The organism is Pseudomonas sp. BF-RE-22 (genome assembly GCF_019956155.1).
Lineage (GTDB): Bacteria > Pseudomonadota > Gammaproteobacteria > Pseudomonadales > Pseudomonadaceae > Aquipseudomonas > Aquipseudomonas migulae.
In genome coordinates this window covers 41417-59122 of sequence record NZ_JAHBDD010000005.1, presented here as the reverse complement: position 1 = coordinate 59122, position 17706 = coordinate 41417, and the positions used below count along the sequence as shown (strand labels likewise).

23 protein-coding genes and 1 pseudogene are annotated in these 17706 nt (G+C 60.4%); 17 read left to right on the top strand and 7 right to left on the bottom strand.

Annotated features, from left to right (window positions below):
• Positions 1-31: 31 nt before the first annotated feature.
• The 4 genes from KGA82_RS03670 to KGA82_RS03655 all read left to right on the top strand — a co-directional run bounded on the left by KGA82_RS03670 (position 32) and on the right by KGA82_RS03655 (position 2713).
• Entirely contained in the window at positions 32-820 is a 789-nt protein-coding gene (locus KGA82_RS03670; RefSeq protein WP_008039835.1) for a ParA family protein, read from the top strand.
• A gap of 1 nt (position 821) precedes the next feature.
• Positions 822-1760, top strand: a complete 939-nt coding sequence (locus KGA82_RS03665) for a CheW domain-containing protein (RefSeq protein ID WP_223449633.1) — start codon at positions 822-824, stop codon at positions 1758-1760.
• A 74-nt stretch (positions 1761-1834) separates the two neighbouring features.
• Positions 1835-2320: a chemotaxis protein CheW gene (locus KGA82_RS03660; protein ID WP_008024622.1), complete on the top strand. Its 486-nt coding sequence runs from the start codon at positions 1835-1837 to the stop codon at positions 2318-2320.
• Positions 2321-2713, top strand: coding sequence for a DUF2802 domain-containing protein (locus KGA82_RS03655; RefSeq protein ID WP_008039837.1), 393 nt, complete (start codon positions 2321-2323; stop codon positions 2711-2713). It begins immediately after the preceding gene.
• 117 nt (positions 2714-2830) lie between these two features.
• On the opposite strand, the gene KGA82_RS03650 is transcribed toward KGA82_RS03655, so the two are convergent.
• Both KGA82_RS03650 and KGA82_RS03645 read right to left on the bottom strand, forming a co-directional pair.
• Positions 2831-3160, bottom strand: a complete 330-nt coding sequence (locus tag KGA82_RS03650; protein ID WP_008026830.1) for an EscU/YscU/HrcU family type III secretion system export apparatus switch protein — start codon at positions 3158-3160, stop codon at positions 2831-2833.
• Positions 3157-4731, bottom strand: coding sequence for a flagellar hook-length control protein FliK (locus KGA82_RS03645; protein ID WP_223449632.1), 1575 nt, complete (start codon positions 4729-4731; stop codon positions 3157-3159). The genes KGA82_RS03650 and KGA82_RS03645 overlap by 4 nt, the downstream gene beginning before the upstream one ends.
• Before the next feature lie 196 nt (positions 4732-4927).
• Between KGA82_RS03645 and ccmA the strand changes: the two genes are divergently transcribed.
• The 10 genes from ccmA to KGA82_RS03595 all read left to right on the top strand — a co-directional run bounded on the left by ccmA (position 4928) and on the right by KGA82_RS03595 (position 12296).
• Entirely contained in the window at positions 4928-5563 is a 636-nt protein-coding gene (gene ccmA, locus KGA82_RS03640) for a cytochrome c biogenesis heme-transporting ATPase CcmA (protein ID WP_008026825.1), read from the top strand.
• Entirely contained in the window at positions 5560-6228 is a 669-nt protein-coding gene (gene ccmB, locus KGA82_RS03635) for a heme exporter protein CcmB (RefSeq protein WP_008026823.1), read from the top strand. Before ccmA ends, ccmB begins: the two co-directional genes overlap by 4 nt.
• Positions 6229-6306: 78 nt before the next feature.
• Positions 6307-7062 (top strand): heme ABC transporter permease, encoded by a 756-nt coding sequence (locus tag KGA82_RS03630; RefSeq protein ID WP_223449631.1) that lies wholly within the window; start codon positions 6307-6309, stop codon positions 7060-7062.
• Positions 7059-7235 carry a heme exporter protein CcmD gene (gene ccmD, locus KGA82_RS03625; protein ID WP_008026820.1) on the top strand — a complete coding sequence of 59 codons (177 nt, stop codon included), beginning with the start codon at positions 7059-7061 and terminating at the stop codon, positions 7233-7235. Before KGA82_RS03630 ends, ccmD begins: the two co-directional genes overlap by 4 nt.
• Positions 7232-7687: a cytochrome c maturation protein CcmE gene (ccmE, locus tag KGA82_RS03620; RefSeq protein ID WP_008026817.1), complete on the top strand. Its 456-nt coding sequence runs from the start codon at positions 7232-7234 to the stop codon at positions 7685-7687. Before ccmD ends, ccmE begins: the two co-directional genes overlap by 4 nt.
• Before the next feature lie 3 nt (positions 7688-7690).
• Positions 7691-9679: a heme lyase CcmF/NrfE family subunit gene (locus KGA82_RS03615; RefSeq protein WP_207285363.1), complete on the top strand. Its 1989-nt coding sequence runs from the start codon at positions 7691-7693 to the stop codon at positions 9677-9679.
• Positions 9676-10212, top strand: coding sequence for a DsbE family thiol:disulfide interchange protein (locus KGA82_RS03610; RefSeq protein ID WP_008039840.1), 537 nt, complete (start codon positions 9676-9678; stop codon positions 10210-10212). Before KGA82_RS03615 ends, KGA82_RS03610 begins: the two co-directional genes overlap by 4 nt.
• Complete coding sequence (locus KGA82_RS03605) at positions 10209-10682, top strand: cytochrome c-type biogenesis protein (protein WP_192419640.1); 474 nt, start codon at positions 10209-10211, stop codon at positions 10680-10682. The genes KGA82_RS03610 and KGA82_RS03605 overlap by 4 nt, the downstream gene beginning before the upstream one ends.
• Positions 10675-11877 carry a c-type cytochrome biogenesis protein CcmI gene (ccmI, locus tag KGA82_RS03600; protein WP_223449630.1) on the top strand — a complete coding sequence of 401 codons (1203 nt, stop codon included), beginning with the start codon at positions 10675-10677 and terminating at the stop codon, positions 11875-11877. The genes KGA82_RS03605 and ccmI overlap by 8 nt, the downstream gene beginning before the upstream one ends.
• Before the next feature lie 14 nt (positions 11878-11891).
• Entirely contained in the window at positions 11892-12296 is a 405-nt protein-coding gene (locus KGA82_RS03595; protein WP_008039842.1) for a hypothetical protein, read from the top strand.
• Between the two features lie 56 nt (positions 12297-12352).
• Here the strand turns inward: KGA82_RS03595 and KGA82_RS03590 are convergent, their stop codons facing one another.
• The 4 genes and pseudogenes from KGA82_RS03590 to KGA82_RS03575 all read right to left on the bottom strand — a co-directional run bounded on the left by KGA82_RS03590 (position 12353) and on the right by KGA82_RS03575 (position 14502).
• Positions 12353-12928, bottom strand: coding sequence for a PIN domain-containing protein (locus tag KGA82_RS03590; protein ID WP_032832516.1), 576 nt, complete (start codon positions 12926-12928; stop codon positions 12353-12355).
• Complete coding sequence (locus KGA82_RS03585; protein ID WP_223449629.1) at positions 12925-13392, bottom strand: helix-turn-helix domain-containing protein; 468 nt, start codon at positions 13390-13392, stop codon at positions 12925-12927. The genes KGA82_RS03590 and KGA82_RS03585 overlap by 4 nt, the downstream gene beginning before the upstream one ends.
• Positions 13393-13473: 81 nt before the next feature.
• A pseudogene (locus tag KGA82_RS03580) lies at positions 13474-13743 on the bottom strand (LysR substrate-binding domain-containing protein); the annotation flags it as partial.
• Positions 13744-13782: 39 nt separating this feature from the next.
• Positions 13783-14502 carry an SDR family oxidoreductase gene (locus KGA82_RS03575; RefSeq protein WP_223449628.1) on the bottom strand — a complete coding sequence of 240 codons (720 nt, stop codon included), beginning with the start codon at positions 14500-14502 and terminating at the stop codon, positions 13783-13785.
• Between the two features lie 281 nt (positions 14503-14783).
• Here KGA82_RS03575 and KGA82_RS03570 point away from each other — a divergent pair, with 281 nt between their 5' ends.
• Positions 14784-14996 carry a type II toxin-antitoxin system HicA family toxin gene (locus KGA82_RS03570; protein ID WP_081501757.1) on the top strand — a complete coding sequence of 71 codons (213 nt, stop codon included), beginning with the start codon at positions 14784-14786 and terminating at the stop codon, positions 14994-14996.
• Positions 14996-15400: a type II toxin-antitoxin system HicB family antitoxin gene (locus KGA82_RS03565; protein ID WP_192226071.1), complete on the top strand. Its 405-nt coding sequence runs from the start codon at positions 14996-14998 to the stop codon at positions 15398-15400. Before KGA82_RS03570 ends, KGA82_RS03565 begins: the two co-directional genes overlap by 1 nt.
• A 98-nt stretch (positions 15401-15498) precedes the next feature.
• Here KGA82_RS03565 and KGA82_RS03560 read toward each other — a convergent pair whose 3' ends face one another.
• The gene (locus KGA82_RS03560; RefSeq protein WP_223449627.1) at positions 15499-16704 is read right to left on the bottom strand and encodes an MFS transporter; all 1206 of its coding nucleotides are present in this window, start codon (positions 16702-16704) and stop codon (positions 15499-15501) included.
• Between the two features lie 214 nt (positions 16705-16918).
• Between KGA82_RS03560 and KGA82_RS03555 the strand changes: the two genes are divergently transcribed.
• Positions 16919-17536, top strand: a complete 618-nt coding sequence (locus tag KGA82_RS03555; RefSeq protein WP_192226075.1) for a hypothetical protein — start codon at positions 16919-16921, stop codon at positions 17534-17536.
• The last annotated feature ends 170 nt before the right edge of the window (positions 17537-17706 follow it).

Sequence of the window (17706 nt, the reverse complement as noted above, 5' to 3'; positions counted from 1 at the left end):
CCGGTCGAATCGACCGGGAGGAACAATCCGAATGAGAGTCTGGGCCGTTGCCAATCAAAAGGGTGGTGTTGGTAAAACCACTTCCTCTATCGCTTTAGCCGGGTTGCTGGCTGAGGCGGGCAAGCGCGTGGTCGTGGTCGATCTCGATCCCCACGGCTCGATGACCAGCTACTTCGGTTACGACCCCGACAGCCTGGAACACAGCAGCTACGACCTGTTCCTGCACCGGGGCAGCGTGCCGCAAGGCTTGCCCGGTCAGTTGCTGTTGCCCACCAGTCACGCGAGTATTTCCCTGTTGCCGTCCAGCACTGCGCTGGCGACGCTTGAGCGCCAGTCGCCGGGGCAGAGTGGTTTGGGCCTGGTGATTGCCAAGAGCCTGGCGCAATTGTGGCAGGACTTCGATTACGCGGTGATCGACAGCCCGCCGTTGCTCGGCGTGCTGATGGTCAATGCCTTGGCGGCCAGTCAGCAATTGGTGATTCCGGTGCAGACCGAGCACCTGGCGGTCAAAGGCCTGGAGCGCATGGTCAATACGCTGGCGATGATCAACCGTTCGCGCAAGCAGCCATTGGCATTCAACATCGTGCCGACCCTGTTCGACCGGCGCACGCAGGCGTCGCTCGGGACCTTGCGGGTGTTGCGCGACAAGTACCCGGAAGAAATCTGGCAAGGCTACATCCCGGTCGATACGCGTTTGCGCGACGCCAGCCGTGCCGGCGTGACGCCTTCGCAATTCGACGGCAAGAGCCGCGGCGTGCTGGCCTATCGCGCACTGCTCAAGCACTTGCTGACGCAGCAATCCGTTGCGCAGGTGGCGTGAGATGAATCGCCCGGTAAAAATCACTTCCCGTCCGCAACTTGCGCTCCAGTCCTATCTGGACAGCTTGTTGATGGACGCGACCGAAGAGTTGCCGCCGGAAATCGAAGCGATTCCCGAGGTGGTCGAGGTTGAAGCGGCGCTGGACGAATTCCAGGCCGCGGTGCTTGAAGAGCAGGCGCGCGATGCGCAGAAGCCGGCCGAGAAACCGCCAGCCGTTGCCGCGCCGGTCACCGCACCTGTGGTGAAAACCCCGGTGGCGCTGATGGAAGCGCCGGCTCTGGCGCCGGTATCGACCATCGCTCCGCTGCTGCAAGCGCTGGTACCGCCGACCGCTCCGCTGCAGCAAGAGCTGGTACCTCCGACCGCACCGCAGTTGCAAGCGCTTGTGCCGCCGATCGTCGAAGTCCATCTGCCGCCGAGCAACACGCCGCCGCCAGTGGAAACCAACGGCCGTCCTGCGTGGGCCGCCGAGCCGTTCGAATGCCTGTTGTTCGATGTCGCCGGGTTGACCCTGGCGGTGCCGCTGGTGTGCCTGGGCTCGATTTATTCCCTGGCCGGTCAGGAACTGACACCGCTGTTCGGTCAGCCGGAATGGTTCCTCGGAATCCTGCCGAGCCAGGCCGGCAACCTGAAAGTGCTCGATACCGCCCGTTGGGTCATGCCCGACCGCTATCGCGATGACTTCCGTCAGGGCCTGCAATACGTTATTTCGGTTCAGGGTTACGAGTGGGGGCTGGCAGTGCATCAGGTCAGCCGCTCGTTGCGCCTGGACCCGAACGAAATCAAATGGCGCACCCACCGTGGTCAACGGCCATGGCTGGCGGGCACGGTGATTGAACACATGTGTGCGTTGCTCGACGTTTCCGAACTGGCCGAGCTGATCGCCAGCGGTGGGGCGAAGCACATGGGCGGCAGCAAGCCGTCCCACAAACCGACATAAAAAACACGCGGGGCAAGTGACTTGCCATCGCACTGAACACACACCGCTAGGGCGGTTTTTCGAGGGGTCAGGGTATGAATGATAAGGCGTCGTCTGCAAAAGGTTCCGAAGATCCGATCCTGCAATGGGTAACCTTCAAGCTGGACAATGAAACCTACGGCATCAACGTGATGCGCGTTCAGGAAGTCCTGCGCTACACCGAAATCGCCCCGGTCCCGGGTGCCCCGAGCTACGTGCTGGGCATCATCAACCTGCGCGGCAATGTGGTGACCGTGATCGACACCCGTCAGCGCTTCGGCCTGATGAATGCCGAGATCAGCGACAACACCCGGATCGTCATCATCGAAGCCGACAAGCAAGTGGTCGGGATCATGGTCGACAGCGTGGCTGAAGTGGTTTACCTGCGTCAGTCGGAAATCGAAACCGCGCCGAACGTGGGTAACGAAGAGTCCGCCAAGTTCATTCAAGGCGTGTGCAACAAGAACAACGAATTGCTGATCCTGGTCGAGCTGGACAAGATGATGAGCGAAGAAGAATGGTCGGAACTGGAGAGTATCTGATTGATTCTTGAGGTTGCGGTCATTGTCCTGTTCCTCTTCTGGGCAGGCACGCTGGCAATGTTTCTGGCGTACATTCGCGGTCAGCGGCGGATCGCTGCGCAACAGGCCGAGGGCGATGCGCTGCGCGATCAGCGCATCAAGGACCTGGGCAAGCGCGTTGACAACTACCAGAACGGCAGCGTGCGCATGGGTGAAGACCTGCACGAGCTGCGCGCGGTGGTCGGGCCGTTGCCGGACAAGCTGGCTCAACTTGAACAGCGCGACCCGTCGAGCCTGTCGTTTGCCCAGGCAGCGCGCCTGGTCGGAATGGGCGCGAGCGTCGATGAACTGACTCAGTCCTGCGGCTTGACCCAGGCTGAGGCGGAGTTGATGAGCAAGCTGCACAAGAACTGACATAGCCAATCGCGAGCAGGCTCGCTCCCACAGGGGACCGGTGACGGACACAAAATGTGTGAACGCCGCCAATCCTTTGTGGGAGCGAGCCTGCTCGCGATTGGCGTCTTCAAAACCTCAGTAATCATCCCCGCGATCGGTGATGTCCTTCTCGATCATCGGCGCACTCGGGTCATGCCCCGCTGGAAACTTGCCTTTCAGATTCCAGGCAAACGCAATGATCTCGGCGATCGTGCGATACAACTCCTCCGGAATACTGTCCCCAAGCTCCATCCTCGCGAGCAATTTCACCAGCTCGGCGTTTTCGTAGATCGGTACTTCATAATCGCGGGCAATCTTGAGGATTTCTTCCGCCAGTTCTTCGTCGCCCTTGGCCGTGAGGGTAGGGGCGTGGGTGCCGTCGTATTTGAGGGCGATGGCCTGGCGTGGAGTATCGGGATTTCTCATGCGGTTTCGTCGACCCAGCGTTGTTCCAGACGGGTTTGAGGGCCTTGCGGCGGTGTGCCAAGGTGGCAATCGAGATCGCCGACATTCAGGCCAGATGCCAGCAAGCGTTCGCGCAGCCCGACAAGATTGCTCTCGATCAGACTCGCGGTGTACGGCCGCTCGGCCCACAGCTGGCTGGACAGACTGCCGTTGATCAACTGCGCCTGAATCTGCAGCGGCCCCAACGGCTCCATGTCGAACGCCAACTCGACGCGCCACAGTTGTTGCTTGGGCTCGCGTTCGTCACGGCGTTCATTGGGTTGTTCTTTCTCCGGTGCTTCCTCGCGCTGGAACTTGACCTGCAACGGCACGATGTCCTGCATATTGCGCATCGGGATTTCCAGCTGCCAGGTGCTCATCAGTCGACCGTCGTCTGTGATGCCGGTTTGCTCCAGGCTCGACAGTTGATGGCTTTGCAGGCGTGAAACCGCCGCTGCCGCCAGACGCAGCAAGTGCTCCAGATCACCTTCGCCGTCTGCGCTCTGCAGGAAGCGTTCCGGCAAAGGAAAGCTGGTCGGCTGCGGTTTGGCGCTGACCTGGCCGAGCATGCCCAGGGCGCTACGCACAAAGCTAGGCATGGTCTGGGCCAGCGTGTTGGCAGCGATGATCGCATTGAGATTGGTGTTGGCCGGCAACCCCGGTGTCAGTTGCGCGATCAACTTCAGCAAATCACCTTTCATGTCCGGTGCCAGCGTCGGATTCGTCCCGGCGAGCAGTTTCGCCTCAAGGAACAGCCCGCTATTGGCCAGCGCCTGGGCCAGGCCTTTTGGCGTGCTGAGTTGCTGCACGTCCGGCAGGCCGGCGAGCAACTTGTCCACGGCGGCCCGCAGGTCGCTGGACGTCTGATTCGAGGCTGGCAGGTTTTGCAGCAGTTTCAGTAATCCGTCCAGCGAGCCCTGGCGGCTCTGTTGGCTGACCAGTTGTTGGGTGACGGCTAGTTGTTCCTGGCGGCTGCTCAACGGGACGAATTTCAGGGTCTGGGTGTCTTGCACCAGCGCGCTCAGCAAGGTGCCGATGCGCAGCGGCGTCGGGCTGTCGATGTTCAGGGTGCTGCCGCTCAACGCCGTGTTGAGCAGGCTCACCATCGAACGAAACACCGTCGGCTGGCCCGGCACTTGCGGCAGCACCTGGGAGGTCAGCACTTTGCCTTGCAGCAGGGTGCCCACCGGCAGTTGTGTGGTGTCGATGCGGGTGAGGGTGGCGACGCTGGAGGCAATGGCTTGTTGCACCGTCACGGCGAGGTTGCCGGCCGATGGCTGGGTAATTGCCAGGTTCGTGCCCTGTGGCAACGGTTGGCTGCTGGTGGCCTGAACCGTGGTCTGGCGGCCGCTTTCAAGGGTGACCTTGAGCAGCAGTTGAAAGGACTGATCCGCCTGCTTCAGCGACAGCACTTCGGCTTTGGCAGTCTGCCCGACGGTAATCAGGCCCTCCATCGGCGTCAGCAGCTTGAGCAGTTCGCCACTCACCACCTGCGGTCGCGACGTCGCGGGCGTGGTCGGTGGTAGCGGGAGGATGTTCATTTCGCCTGTCATACGCGGTCACAACCTGAGGAAATTGCCCTCTTTAGAGTGGGGCATGGCATGTATAATGCCGCCCGTCTTTCACAGAGTGGCGAAAACATTGCATTTGTTTGACGCAGCTCTCTAGAACAGGCCGCCAATGCATCTATGCTGCATCTCTTTAGCGGCCGTTCCGCCGCCGACTTGAACCGTAAAGGCCCGTGATCTCTTGACCAGTCCTGTCCTGCAAACCGTTGCCCTTGCTTGTGAGCGAGACCTTCGACTGCTCTTCGAAAATCTCGAATTGAGACTGGCCAGTGGCGAAATGTTGCAAATCAGCGGCCCCAACGGCAGTGGAAAAACCAGCCTTTTGCGTTTGCTTTCGGGGCTGATGCAACCGACCGCCGGTCAAGTGCTGCTCAATGGCCAGCCGCTGAACGAACAACGCAGCGAACTGGCGCGCAATCTGCTGTGGATCGGTCATGCCGCGGGCATCAAGGATCTGCTGACCCCCGAAGAAAACCTCAGCTGGCTCTGCGCGCTGCATCAACCGGCCTCCCATGAAGCCATTTGGGCAGCGCTTGCTGCTGTCGGACTGCGCGGTTTCGAAGATGTTCCGTGCCACACCCTGTCCGCCGGTCAGCAGCGCCGCGTGGCCCTGGCGCGGTTGTATCTGGACAGCCCGCCGCTGTGGATCCTCGACGAGCCGTTCACCGCGCTCGACAAGCAAGGCGTGGCGCAACTCGAAGAACACCTGGCCGCGCACTGTGAACGCGGCGGCATGGTGGTACTGACCACGCACCACACGCTGAGTCGAATGCCGACCGGCTATCGCGACATTGATCTGGGGAATTGGGCCGTATGAGTGTTTTCGGCCTGTTGGTCGCCCGTGAGGCTCGCTTGTTGTTCCGTCGTCCGGCGGAGTTGGCCAATCCGTTGGTGTTCTTCGCGATCGTGGTTTCGCTGTTCCCGTTGGCGGTCGGTCCCGAGTCTCAATTGTTGCAAACCTTGTCTCCGGGACTGGTCTGGGTGGCAGCCCTTTTATCGGTTTTGCTCTCGCTGGACGGGCTTTTCCGCAGTGATTTCGAAGACGGTTCCCTTGAGCAGTGGGTCCTTTCGCCGCACCCCCTGCCTCTTCTGGTTTTGGCCAAGGTACTGGCACACTGGGCCTTCTCTGGTCTGGCACTGGTTTTGCTCGCTCCACTGCTGGCGTTGATGCTCGGTTTACCCACCGCCTGTCTGCCCGTGTTGCTGCTTTCCCTGTTGCTGGGTACACCGGTGCTGAGCCTGCTCGGTGCGGTGGGCGCGGCCCTGACGGTAGGCTTGAAGCGGGGCGGCTTGTTGCTGGCGCTGCTGATTCTGCCGTTGTACATCCCGGTATTGATTCTCGGCAGTGGCGCCTTGCAGGCGGCATTGCAGGGCATGCCGGCGATCGGTTATCTCCTGTGGCTTGGTAGCCTGACCGCCCTGGCGATAACCCTGACACCTTTTGCAATAGCTGCTGGCCTGAAGATCAGCGTCGGCGAATAATGAGGTCTGGTTAAATTTTAACCAGTAAAGACCCTAGGCTGCTCGTGATGGCGAGCAGCAACCGTGATGGAAACAGTAATGAACTGGACCTGGTTTCATAAGCTCGGCTCACCCAAATGGTTTTATGGCATCAGCGGCAAACTGCTGCCGTGGCTGAGCATCGGAGCGTTGCTGCTGATCAGCATTGGTGTCGTTTGGGGCCTGGCCTTCGCGCCGCCGGACTACCAGCAAGGCAACAGCTTTCGCATCATCTATATCCACGTTCCCGCCGCCATGCTGGCGCAGTCGGTCTACGTGATGCTGGCGGTGTGCGGCATCGTCGGGCTGGTGTGGAAAATGAAACTGGCCGACGTCGCCCTGCAATGCTCGGCGCCCATCGGTGCCTGGATGACCGCCGTGGCGCTGGTCACCGGCGCGATCTGGGGCAAGCCGACCTGGGGTTCGTGGTGGGTCTGGGATGCACGACTTACGTCCATGTTGATTCTGCTGTTTCTGTACTTCGGTCTCATTGCGCTGGGCAACGCCATCAGCAATCGTGACAGCGCGGCCAAGGCCTGCGCGGTGCTGGCGATTGTCGGCGTGATCAACATCCCGATCATCAAATACTCGGTGGAGTGGTGGAACACCCTGCACCAGGGCGCGACCTTCACCCTCACCGAAAAACCGGCGATGCCGGTCGAAATGTGGCTGCCATTGCTGCTGACGGTGCTGGGTTTCTACTGTTTCTTCGGCGCGGTTTTACTGCTGCGCATGCGCCTTGAAGTGCTCAAGCGCGAGGCCCGCGCCAGTTGGGTGAAAGCCGAAGTGCAGAACAGCCTGGAGGCCGCTCGATGACTTTTGCTTCATTCGGCGACTTCCTCGCCATGGGCCATCACGGCCTGTATGTCTGGTCAGCCTACGGCATCAGCCTGGCAGTGCTGGCCCTCAACGTGGCGGCGCCGATCCTGGCCCGCAAGCGGTATCTGCAACAAGAGGCGCGTCGTCTGCGCCGGGAGAACGGCAAGTGAATCCGCTGCGCAAAAAGCGTCTTATCATCATTCTCGCGATCCTGGTCGGTGTCGGCGCTGCCGTCGGTCTGGCCCTGAGCGCCCTGCAGCAGAACATCAATCTGTTTTACACCCCGACGCAAATCGCCAACGGCGAAGCGCCGCAAGACACGCGTATCCGTGCGGGCGGCATGGTCGAGAAGGGGTCGCTGCAACGCTCCGGCGATTCGCTGGACGTGAAATTCATCGTTACCGACTTCAACAAGTCCGTGACCATCAGTTACCGCGGCATCCTCCCGGACCTGTTCCGCGAAGGGCAGGGCATCGTTGCGCTGGGCAAACTGAACGCCGACGGCGTGGTGGTGGCTGACGAAGTGCTGGCCAAGCACGATGAGAAGTACATGCCGCCAGAAGTGACCAAGGCTTTGAAAGACAGTGGTCAATCTGCTCCAACGCCCGCGAAGGAGGGTTGATCGATGACGTCTGGAATCTTTATTCCTGAACTCGGCCATCTGGCCATGATTCTGGCGCTGTGTTTCGCGCTGGTTCAGGCCGTGGTGCCGTTGCTCGGTGCCTGGCGCGGTGATCGTTTGTGGATGAGCCTGGCCCAGCCGGCCGCCTGGGGGCAGTTCGCGTTTCTGCTGTTCGCTTTCGGTTGCCTGACCTACGCATTCATGGCCGACGACTTCTCCGTCGCCTACGTCGCCAGCAACTCCAACAGCGCCTTGCCGTGGTACTACAAGTTCAGTGCAGTGTGGGGCGCGCATGAAGGTTCGTTGCTGTTGTGGGCATTGATCCTCGGCGGCTGGACCTTCGCCGTGTCGGTGTTCTCCCGGCAGTTGCCGCAAGTCATGCTGGCGCGGGTGCTGGCGGTGATGGGCATGATCAGCACCGGTTTCCTGATGTTCCTGATCCTTACCTCCAACCCGTTCGCACGGATCCTGCCGCAGATTCCGGCGGACGGTCGTGACCTCAACCCGCTGCTGCAAGACATCGGCCTGATCGTTCACCCGCCGATGCTGTACATGGGCTATGTCGGTTTCTCCGTGGCCTTCGCGTTCGCCATCGCGGCATTGCTCGGCGGTCGACTCGATGCGGCGTGGGCGCGTTGGTCGCGTCCATGGACCATCGTCGCCTGGGCCTTCCTCGGCATCGGCATCACCCTCGGTTCGTGGTGGGCTTACTACGAACTCGGCTGGGGCGGCTGGTGGTTCTGGGACCCGGTGGAAAACGCCTCCTTCATGCCTTGGCTGGTGGGCACTGCGCTGATCCACTCGTTGGCGGTCACAGAAAAACGTGGCGTGTTCAAGAGCTGGACCGTGTTGCTGGCCATCGCTGCGTTCTCGTTGAGCTTGCTGGGTACGTTCCTGGTGCGTTCCGGCGTGCTGACCTCGGTTCACGCCTTTGCCTCCGATCCGGAGCGCGGCGTGTTCATCCTGATTTTCCTGCTGTTCGTGGTGGGCGGTTCGCTGACGCTGTTTGCCCTGCGCGCGCCGGTGGTGAAGAGCCATGTCGGCTTCAACCTCTGGTCTCGCGAAACCTTGCTGCTGGGCAACAACCTGGTGCTGGTGGTAGCGGCGTCGATGATCCTGCTGGGCACCTTGTACCCGCTGATTCTCGATGCAATGACCGGCGCCAAGCTGTCGGTCGGCCCGCCGTATTTCAACGCGCTGTTCATTCCGTTGATGGCGTTGCTGATGGTGGTGATGGCGGTTGGCATGCTGGTGCGCTGGAAAGACACTCCGGTCAAATGGCTGATGAGCATGTTGACCCCGGTGTTGCTCGGCAGCGCCGCGCTGGCCGTGGTGGCTGGCGTCGCTTATGGCGATTTCAACTGGGCAGTGATCGCGACGTTCATGCTGGCCGCCTGGGTGTTGCTGGCCGGTATCCGCGACATCTTCGACAAGACCCGCCACAAAGGCCTGATCAAAGGCCTGCCGACCCTGACTCGCAGCTATTGGGGCATGCAGCTTGCGCATTTGGGTATCGCCGTGTGCGCGCTCGGTGTCGTGCTGTCGAGCCAGAACAGCGCCGAACGTGACCTGCGCCTGGCACCGGGCGAGTCCATGGACCTGGGCGGCTATCAGTTCGTGTTCGAAGGCGCCAAGCACTTTGAAGGCCCGAACTTCACCTCCGACAAAGGCACCGTACGGGTGATCCGCGACGGCAAGGAAATCAGTGTGTTGCACCCGGAAAAACGCCTGTACACCGTGCAGAACTCGGTGATGACCGAAGCCGGGATCGACGCCGGGTTCACCCGCGACCTCTATGTCGCACTCGGCGAACCGCTGGGTGATGGCGCCTGGGCCGTGCGCGTGCACGTCAAACCGTTCGTGCGCTGGATCTGGTTCGGCGGTCTGCTGACCGGTTTGGGCGGGCTGCTGGCGGCGCTGGATCGTCGTTATCGGGTCAAGGTGAAAAGCCGCGTGCGTGAAGCATTGGGCATGACGGGAGCGACTGCATGAGACGTTGGTTGATGCTGTTGCCGCTGGCGGTTTTTCTGGTGGTGGCTGTTTTCCTTTATCGCGGGCTCTATCTGGACCCGGCCGAGCTGCCTTCGGCAATGATCGGCAAGCCGTTCCCGGAGTTTTCCCTGCCCGCGGTGCAGGGTGACAAGACCCTGACCAAGGCAGATATTCTCGGTAAACCGGCGCTGGTCAACGTGTGGGGCACCTGGTGCATTTCCTGCCGGGTCGAGCACCCGGTGTTGAACAAACTGGCCGAGAAGGGCGTGGTGATCTACGGCATCAACTACAAGGACATCAATGCGGATGCCTTGAAGTGGCTGGTGGAGTTCCACAACCCGTATCAACTGGACATCCGTGACGACGAAGGCACGCTGGGCTTGAACCTCGGCGTATACGGCGCTCCGGAAACCTTCTTCATCGACGCCAAGGGCATCATCCGCGACAAATTCGTCGGCGTGATCGACGAGCAGGTCTGGCGCGAAAAACTGGCGGCCAAGTATCAGGCGCTGGTGGACGAGGCCAAGCCATGAAGCGCTGGATAGCTGCCGCTGTATTGGGTTTGAGCATGGCCGGCGTGGCGCACGCGGCCATCGACACCTATGAGTTCGCCAAAGAAGCTGATCGCGAGCGTTTTCGCGAGCTGACCAAAGAGCTGCGTTGCCCCAAGTGCCAGAATCAGGACATCGCCGATTCCAACGCACCGATCGCCGCCGACCTGCGCAAAGAGATTTTCCGCATGCTGGGCGAGGGCAAGGACAATCAGCAGATCATCGATTTCATGGTCGATCGCTATGGTGATTTCGTCCGCTACAAACCCGCACTCAACGCCAAGACTGCCTTGCTCTGGTTCGGCCCCGCCGGCCTGCTGCTGGGTGGTTTTGTGATCATCGCCGTGATCGTCCGCCGCCGTCGCGTCCAACGCGCTGATGCCAAGGATGAGCTTTCTGCCGAGGAGCGCGAGCGCCTCGATCAACTGTTGGATAAAACCAAGAATGATTGATTTCTGGCTCGCTGCAGGTCTGCTGCTTCTGGTTGCCCTGAGTTTTCTGCTGATCCCCGTTCTGCGTGGCCGTCGCGCCCAGCTGGAAGAGGATCGTACTGCCCTGAACGTCGCGCTGTATCAAGAGCGCGTGGCTGAGTTGCAAACCGAGCAGGAAGAGGGCGTGCTCAACGCTGCGCAACTGGAAACCGGTCGCGCCGAAGCTGCTCGTGAGTTGCTCGCCGACACCGAAGGCGCCGATGCACCGCGCGCGGCACGTCTGGGCAAACCGTTGCCATTGCTGGCGGCGATTCTGGTGCCGGTGTTGGGGCTTGGGCTCTACCTGCATTTCGGCGCCAGCGACAAGGTCGAACTGACCCGCGAATTCTCCCAGGCACCGCAGTCGATGGAAGAGATGACCCGCCGTCTGGAACGCGCCGTCGCCGCTCAACCGGATTCGGCCGAAGGCCTGTACTTCCTGGGTCGTACCTATATGGCGCAGGATCGTCCCGCCGACGCGGCGAAGATCTTCGAGCGCACGGTGAACCTGGCCGGTCGTCAGCCGGAACTGCTCGGCCAATGGGCGCAAGCCCAGTACTTCGCCGATGGCAAGAAGTGGTCGGACAAGGTTCAGGCCCTCACCGACGAAGCGCTGAAAGCCGATCCGAAGGAAGTCACCAGCCTTGGCCTGCTCGGTATCGCCGCGTTTGAAAGCGCGCATTATCAGGACGCCATCGATTACTGGAATCGCCTGTTGGTGCAACTGCCACCGGAAGACGGCTCCCGCGCCGCGCTGCAAGGCGGTATTGCCCGGGCTACCGAGAAACTCGAAGCCAGCGGCGGCAAGGTTGCCCAGGCGCCTGCGCCCAAGGTTGCAGCGCTGCTCAAGGTCAGCGTCGATCTGGCGCCAGAGCTCAAGGCCAAGGTTCAGCCGGGTGACAGCGTGTTCATTTTCGCCCGCGCCACCTCGGGGCCTCCCGCACCATTGGCCGCCAAACGCCTGACCGTGGCCGACTTGCCGGCGACCGTCGAACTGGGCGATGCCGACGCAATGATGCCGCAGTTGAAACTGTCGAACTTTCCTGAAGTCCAACTGGTTGCGCGCATCTCACGGGCTGGCCAGCCGACTGCCGGCGAATGGATCGGTCGTAGCCAGCCTATGGCCAGCAGCACTACCGCGGCGCAAAAACTGACCATCGACAGCCCAGATAAATAACAGGAACCACCGCCATGACCGCCATTGCTCGTATTACCCTGCTCAGTCTGGTTTTGGGGTTAAGCGCGTGTGCGGTCCAGCGCCCAGAGCCGACGTCGCTGCCCCCGATCCCGCCGTCGCAGCCCCGCCCGACGCCGTCAACGACACCGACGCCAGGCAAGCCAAGTATTCCGGCCAAGCCCGCCAAACCGATGCCACGCACCTCGGCCAGCTTCGCACCGCCACCGGGCGGTAACAGCCATTGGGATCAGAAGCTCGGCGTATATGTGCTCGATGACCAGACCAACACCTTCTACCGCCAGCGCACGTACTATCGCTGGAACAACGGCTGGAGCCGCTCGATCAGCCCGAACGGGCCATGGGAAGACACGGACATCCATGGCGTACCCGGTGGGTTGGGACGGCAATTCGGGCAGTAAATGGAAACGGCGATCTACGGATCGCCGTTTTGCTGTCTGGAGTCTGTGAAGGACGTTCAGAGAATGGCGCGGTACTCGGTCAATGCCTTGCTCGATTGAACCAGGCCCTGACGCAGCAGAAGTTCAAGGTAACTACTGACATCCATTGGCGGCAGCTTCAGCTGCTTGCGCTGCCGTTGTGCCGCCTCGATCACTGCCGCTGGATCGAGATCAAAAAGGTTATCGACGAACTCGTCAGGGTGTTGAGCCTCAATACCGAAGGGGCTCAGGGCGGTGCAGGGGAAATCTTTCTGGTTGAAGGTGACGATGACGCTGGCATTACAGTGAATGGCAACAGCCAGGACATGTCGATCATCGACGTCGGGTAGCGTCAGTCCTTCAATAAGCTCTTCGTAACCGGACACGCAAGCGTCGGGTAATGCCTGATCCATCAGTTCGGAGGTGCGGTTCAGTTGTCCTGTGGTCAGATCCGGACGGTTTTTGAGCAAATTGCGTTTCCATTCGTTGTGTATCTCCATTGTCCATTTCGCTCTAAAACGTCCGGAGAGTGCAAGCCACATCAAAAAATCTCTCAGGGGCGCGGGGTACAGCACACATGCGTCATATACAGCGGTAAAAGAGGAGTGCCTCACTCGTATCCTGTCCTTAACGCTTGTGCCTGCTCGGCGAGCAGCATCATTGCTTGCTCGCTGGCGGTATCGCGCCGGTTTTTATAGTCCATCAAATCGGCAAAGCGCACACGTCGGTGCTTGCCGGTTTTGTGGTAGGACAAGTCGCCGGATTCGAGCAGTTTGATCAGGTGCGGGCGTGAGACGTTAAGCAGATCAGCCGCTTCCTGCGTCGTCAGTTCAGCGTGAACCGGGACTACTTTGACAGCATTGCCCGCAGCGAGCGCTTCCAGGATATCGACTAGCAAACGAAGAGCCGAAGTGGGTAATTCGACGCTGTGAGCCTCATTCCGGTCGTCGAAAATCTGGATGCGCTGTGTTTCGAATTGAGTGGCAAGGTAGGCCGCCAATGCGCGCTGACCCTCAATAGCAGCCTGCACTTCGCGCTCCAGCGGGAGGTTTATCGTCGGATGGAGGGTGGGTGACATGATGGTTCCAGCCTTCTGAGTAAGCGAAGCTGGCAGGCTATTCGAAATAATCGAAAATCGCAATAAACGAAACGGGTGCTGTCAGACCCTTTTTACCAACAACCCCTGCACATACTCTACAAACGCCCGAGCCTTGGCGCTGGCCATCCGCCCGGTTGGAAACACCGCCCAGAGTTCCTGAATCGGCAGCGTCCACTTCGTCATCACCTCCCTGACCACTCCGCTGGCCAGCTCCGGCGCAAACATCCACGCCGACGCCATGGTCAGCCCTTGATGGGCCAGCACCGCTTCACGCAGACCTTGCGCGGCGCTGACACGAATCCTGCCGCTGACGGTGACGGTTTGTTCTTCAAGCAGCCGGACCGCTCCTACAGGGATCTGTGTTGTGGGTCAGAACGCCGCTTTGCCTATTGAAGAACCACCGTCTACAAACAGCGTCTGGCCGGTGATGAACCCGCTCTGTTCTGACAGCAAAAATGCAATCGCGGCGGCAATTTCTTGCGGTTGTCCCAGACGCCCCATCGGCACACCGGCCAGATAACGCGCCTCGCCCTTGCTTCCCGGCGGGTTGTTGGCGCGGAACAGTTCCGTTTCCGTCGGTCCCGGTGCCACGGCGTTCACCGTCACGCCGGTTTGCGCCAGTTCCAGCGCCCAGGAGCGCGTGAAGCTGATCAACGCCGCTTTTGCCGCGGCATACGCCGTGCGCTGGGTAATCCCGAGCACCGTCAGGCTGGAAATGTTCACCACCCGACCCCAACCCTTGGCGCGCATGTTCGGCAGCAGCGCCTGGGTGGCCTGCAACGCCGAATGCAGGTTGACCCGCATTACGTCATCGAACGTATCGAGGTCGATTTCTCCCAACACTTGCGGGCGTACCAGGCCGACGTTGTTGACCAGCCCATCGAACTCGTAAGTCCCGGCCAGGTCCGCCAGCACTTCCTGAGTGAGTGCCCTGTCGCTCAAATCCAGCGGAAACAGGATGCCGGGAAAACTCAGGTCAGGCGTGCGGGCAATGCCGACCACCCGGTGTCCGGCGCGGTCCAGGTGTTCGGCCACCGCGCGGCCAATGCCTTTGCTGGCGCCGGTGATGAGAAAAGTACGTCGGGTCATTGCACACTCCTTGAACAAAACATGCCGCAGGTCAGGCGGCATTTGAACCGGTCAACCGCGAACCACATCCCGCATCGCTTCAGGCTCCGGACGCTGAGTGTAAACCGGGAATACCTCGGGGGGACTGCTGACGCAGAGCGAAAGCATTCATTCTCGGGAAGGAAGCGCGGGGCCGCAATCACAAATCGTAAAACAACCGAACGTCGTGATCAGGGTTTTTGTGCTTGAGTAAAGATAACTCTAGAGTTATTTTTGTCTGGGCCGGAGCAAGGAGGCTGTTGGTGCAAAGCAGGTTATTGATCAAGGAACTGCAGGAGGCGGGCTGGACGCTGGACCGGATTACCGGCAGCCATCATCTCTTCACCCACCGATACAACCCGTACACGATTCCCGTCCCTCACCCGAAAAAGGATTTACCGACCGGGACGGTTAAAAGCATCAGGAGGCGAGCCGGGCTGTACTGCCCGCCAGCCAGTCACGCAGGAGATCCATAATGCAATATCCAATCTGTATCGAGTGGGGCGACGAGAACACCGCCATCGGTATTCAGATCCCCGATATTCCGGGCGCCGTAACAGCCGGGGATACGTTTGAAGACGCCTATAACGCCGCCATCGAGATTGCCCACATCATGCTTCAGGAACTGGCGGCTGACGGGGAGTCGATCCCGATGCCGACTTCGGCTGCCGCCCATCGTGGCAACCCGGACTTCGCCGACATGGGATGGGGAATGCTGGAGCTGGACATCTCGCCGTATATGGGCAAGACCGAGAAGGTCAATGTGACGTTGCCCGGCTATGTGATTCAGCGTATTGACCGGTATGTGCGCGAGCACAATGTCAAAAGCCGCTCTTCTTTCCTGGCCGATGCGGCGATGGAGAAGCTGGTTCGGCACTGAGTGATATCAGGTATACCGCTTTCGCGGGCAAGCCTCGCTCCTACTTGTCCAGCGCAAACCCTGTAGGAGCGAGGCTTGCCCGCGAAGCTTTTGGCATCTTAAGCGGTAGCCAGCGAACGCTTCTCTGAAACACTCAAAAACCGCAACAACGCCAGAAGTGGAAACGCGCTACCCACAATCACGATCCACAACCAGCCGCCGTGTTCGTACACCGCACTGGCTACCGAGGAGCCAAACGCGCCGCCGATGAAGATGCTGGTCATGTACAACGCATTCAGGCGACTGCGGCTTTTGGCGTCGAGGGCGTAGACCGCACGTTGGCCGAGGACCATGTTCATCTGTACGCAGAAGTCGAGCACCACGCCGGTGACGGCGAGGCCGATGACGCTGTAGACCGGATGGATAAATGCTGGCAGGAAGCTCAGGCTGGCGAACAGCAGCGCCAACAGCGAAGCGATGCGGGTGTGGCCAGCATCGGCGAGTCGACCGGCGATGGGCGCGGCGATGGCTCCGATGGCGCCGACCAGGGCGAAAATCGCGATCTGGGTTTGCGACAAGCCATGATTGCGCGCCAACTCCAGCGGCACGGCGGTCCAGAACAGGCTGAACGTGGCGAACATGCAGCCCTGATAAAACGCGCGCTGGCGCAATACCGGTTGCTGGCGCAGCAGCGTCCACAGCGAACCGAGTAACTGACCGTAGGAAGCGCTGTGATCAGGCTGGCGCTTGGGAATGGTCACGGCCAGCACGATGCTGATGGCCGCCATCAACACTGCCGCAATCACAAACATCGCCCGCCAGCCGAAGTGGTCAGCCACGACGCTGGACACCGGTCGCGCCAGCAGGATCCCCAGCAGCAAACCACCCATGATCCCGCCGACCACTCGACCGCGAGATTCCTCCGGTGCCAGGTGCGCGGCCAGTGGAATCAGGATCTGTACCGACACCGAGCTGAAACCCACCAGCAACGAGATCAGCAGAAACACATTCGGTTGATCGGTGAACGCGGCGCCCAACAGACTGGCAATCGCCACCACGGTGGTGATGATCATCAGTCGGCGGTTTTCCAGCAGGTCACCCAGCGGCACCAGGAAGAACAGGCCCAGAGCGTAGCCAATCTGGGTAAGCGAAACGATCAGGCTGGCCATGGTGCTGGTCAGGCCGATGTCGGGCGCGATCAGGCCGATGATCGGTTGCGCGTAGTAAATGTTGGCAACGATGGCGCCGCAGCAGAAGGCAAACAGCAGCACCATGCCTTTGGTCATTGTCGCGGCGCCGTGGGGCGCCAGAGTCGCTGAGTTCATAACGTGTCTCGCTGAACTGAAAGGAATGCGTGAAGGCTAAGTGGCAGGCCGAGTCGGCGGAAGAGGGATTGGAGTGATAGCAATCATTCCTTTGCGGAATGAGTGGCGCTGGAACCTGCGCCTGAATTTCAAGATCCGATGATACATTCACTTACATCTTGTTCGATAGCGTGCTTATGTTCTCTCTTACGACCCATCACCGGAAGGCACTTTCATGAACGCGATGTTCCGTTACCTGATTCGCGGCACTTTGATCGGATTGTTCATGGCAAGCCTCGCCCAGGCTGCGGACGCACCGGGCATGCGCATCGGCGTACGCGGCGAGATCACCGGGGTCAGCCCCGACGTGTTGAAAGTCCACGTCAACAGTGGCGAAAACGTGGTCATCAACCTGACCAAGGACACCAAGATTCGCGCCGTCACCCTGGCCAATATCGAAGACATCAAACCGGGCAGCTACATCGGCTCGGCGGCCATTGCGCAGGAAGATGGCTCCCTCAAAGCGCTGGAAGTCCACGTCTTTCCGCCGGAGCTGGCCGGCAGTGGCGACGGCCATCGACCCTTCGACCTGGTCAAGGGCAGCAGCATGACCAACGGCAGCGTCGGTGATCTGGTGGTCAGTAATGGTCGGGTGTTGACCGTCAACTACAAGGGCGGACAGCAGAAGATTCTGGTGCCGGAAGATGTGCCGATCGTTAACCTGGTGCCGGGGGATCGCAGCTTGCTGAAGGTGGGTGTGAAGGTCGTGACGTTTGTAACTCAGAGTGCGGATGGAACGCTGACCGCTCAATCCATCTCGGCTGGCAAGGACGGCGTCACACCGCCGATGTGATGACAGGTGAAGTTCCCTGTGGGAGTGAGCCTGCTCGCGATGGCGGTGTATCAGTCACCATCAATGTGATTGACCCACCGCCATCGCGAGCAGGCTCACTCCCACAGGGAACTTCAGTGAACACAAAAACAAAAAAGGCGACCGTCTAAGGTCGCCTTTTTCATTGGGCT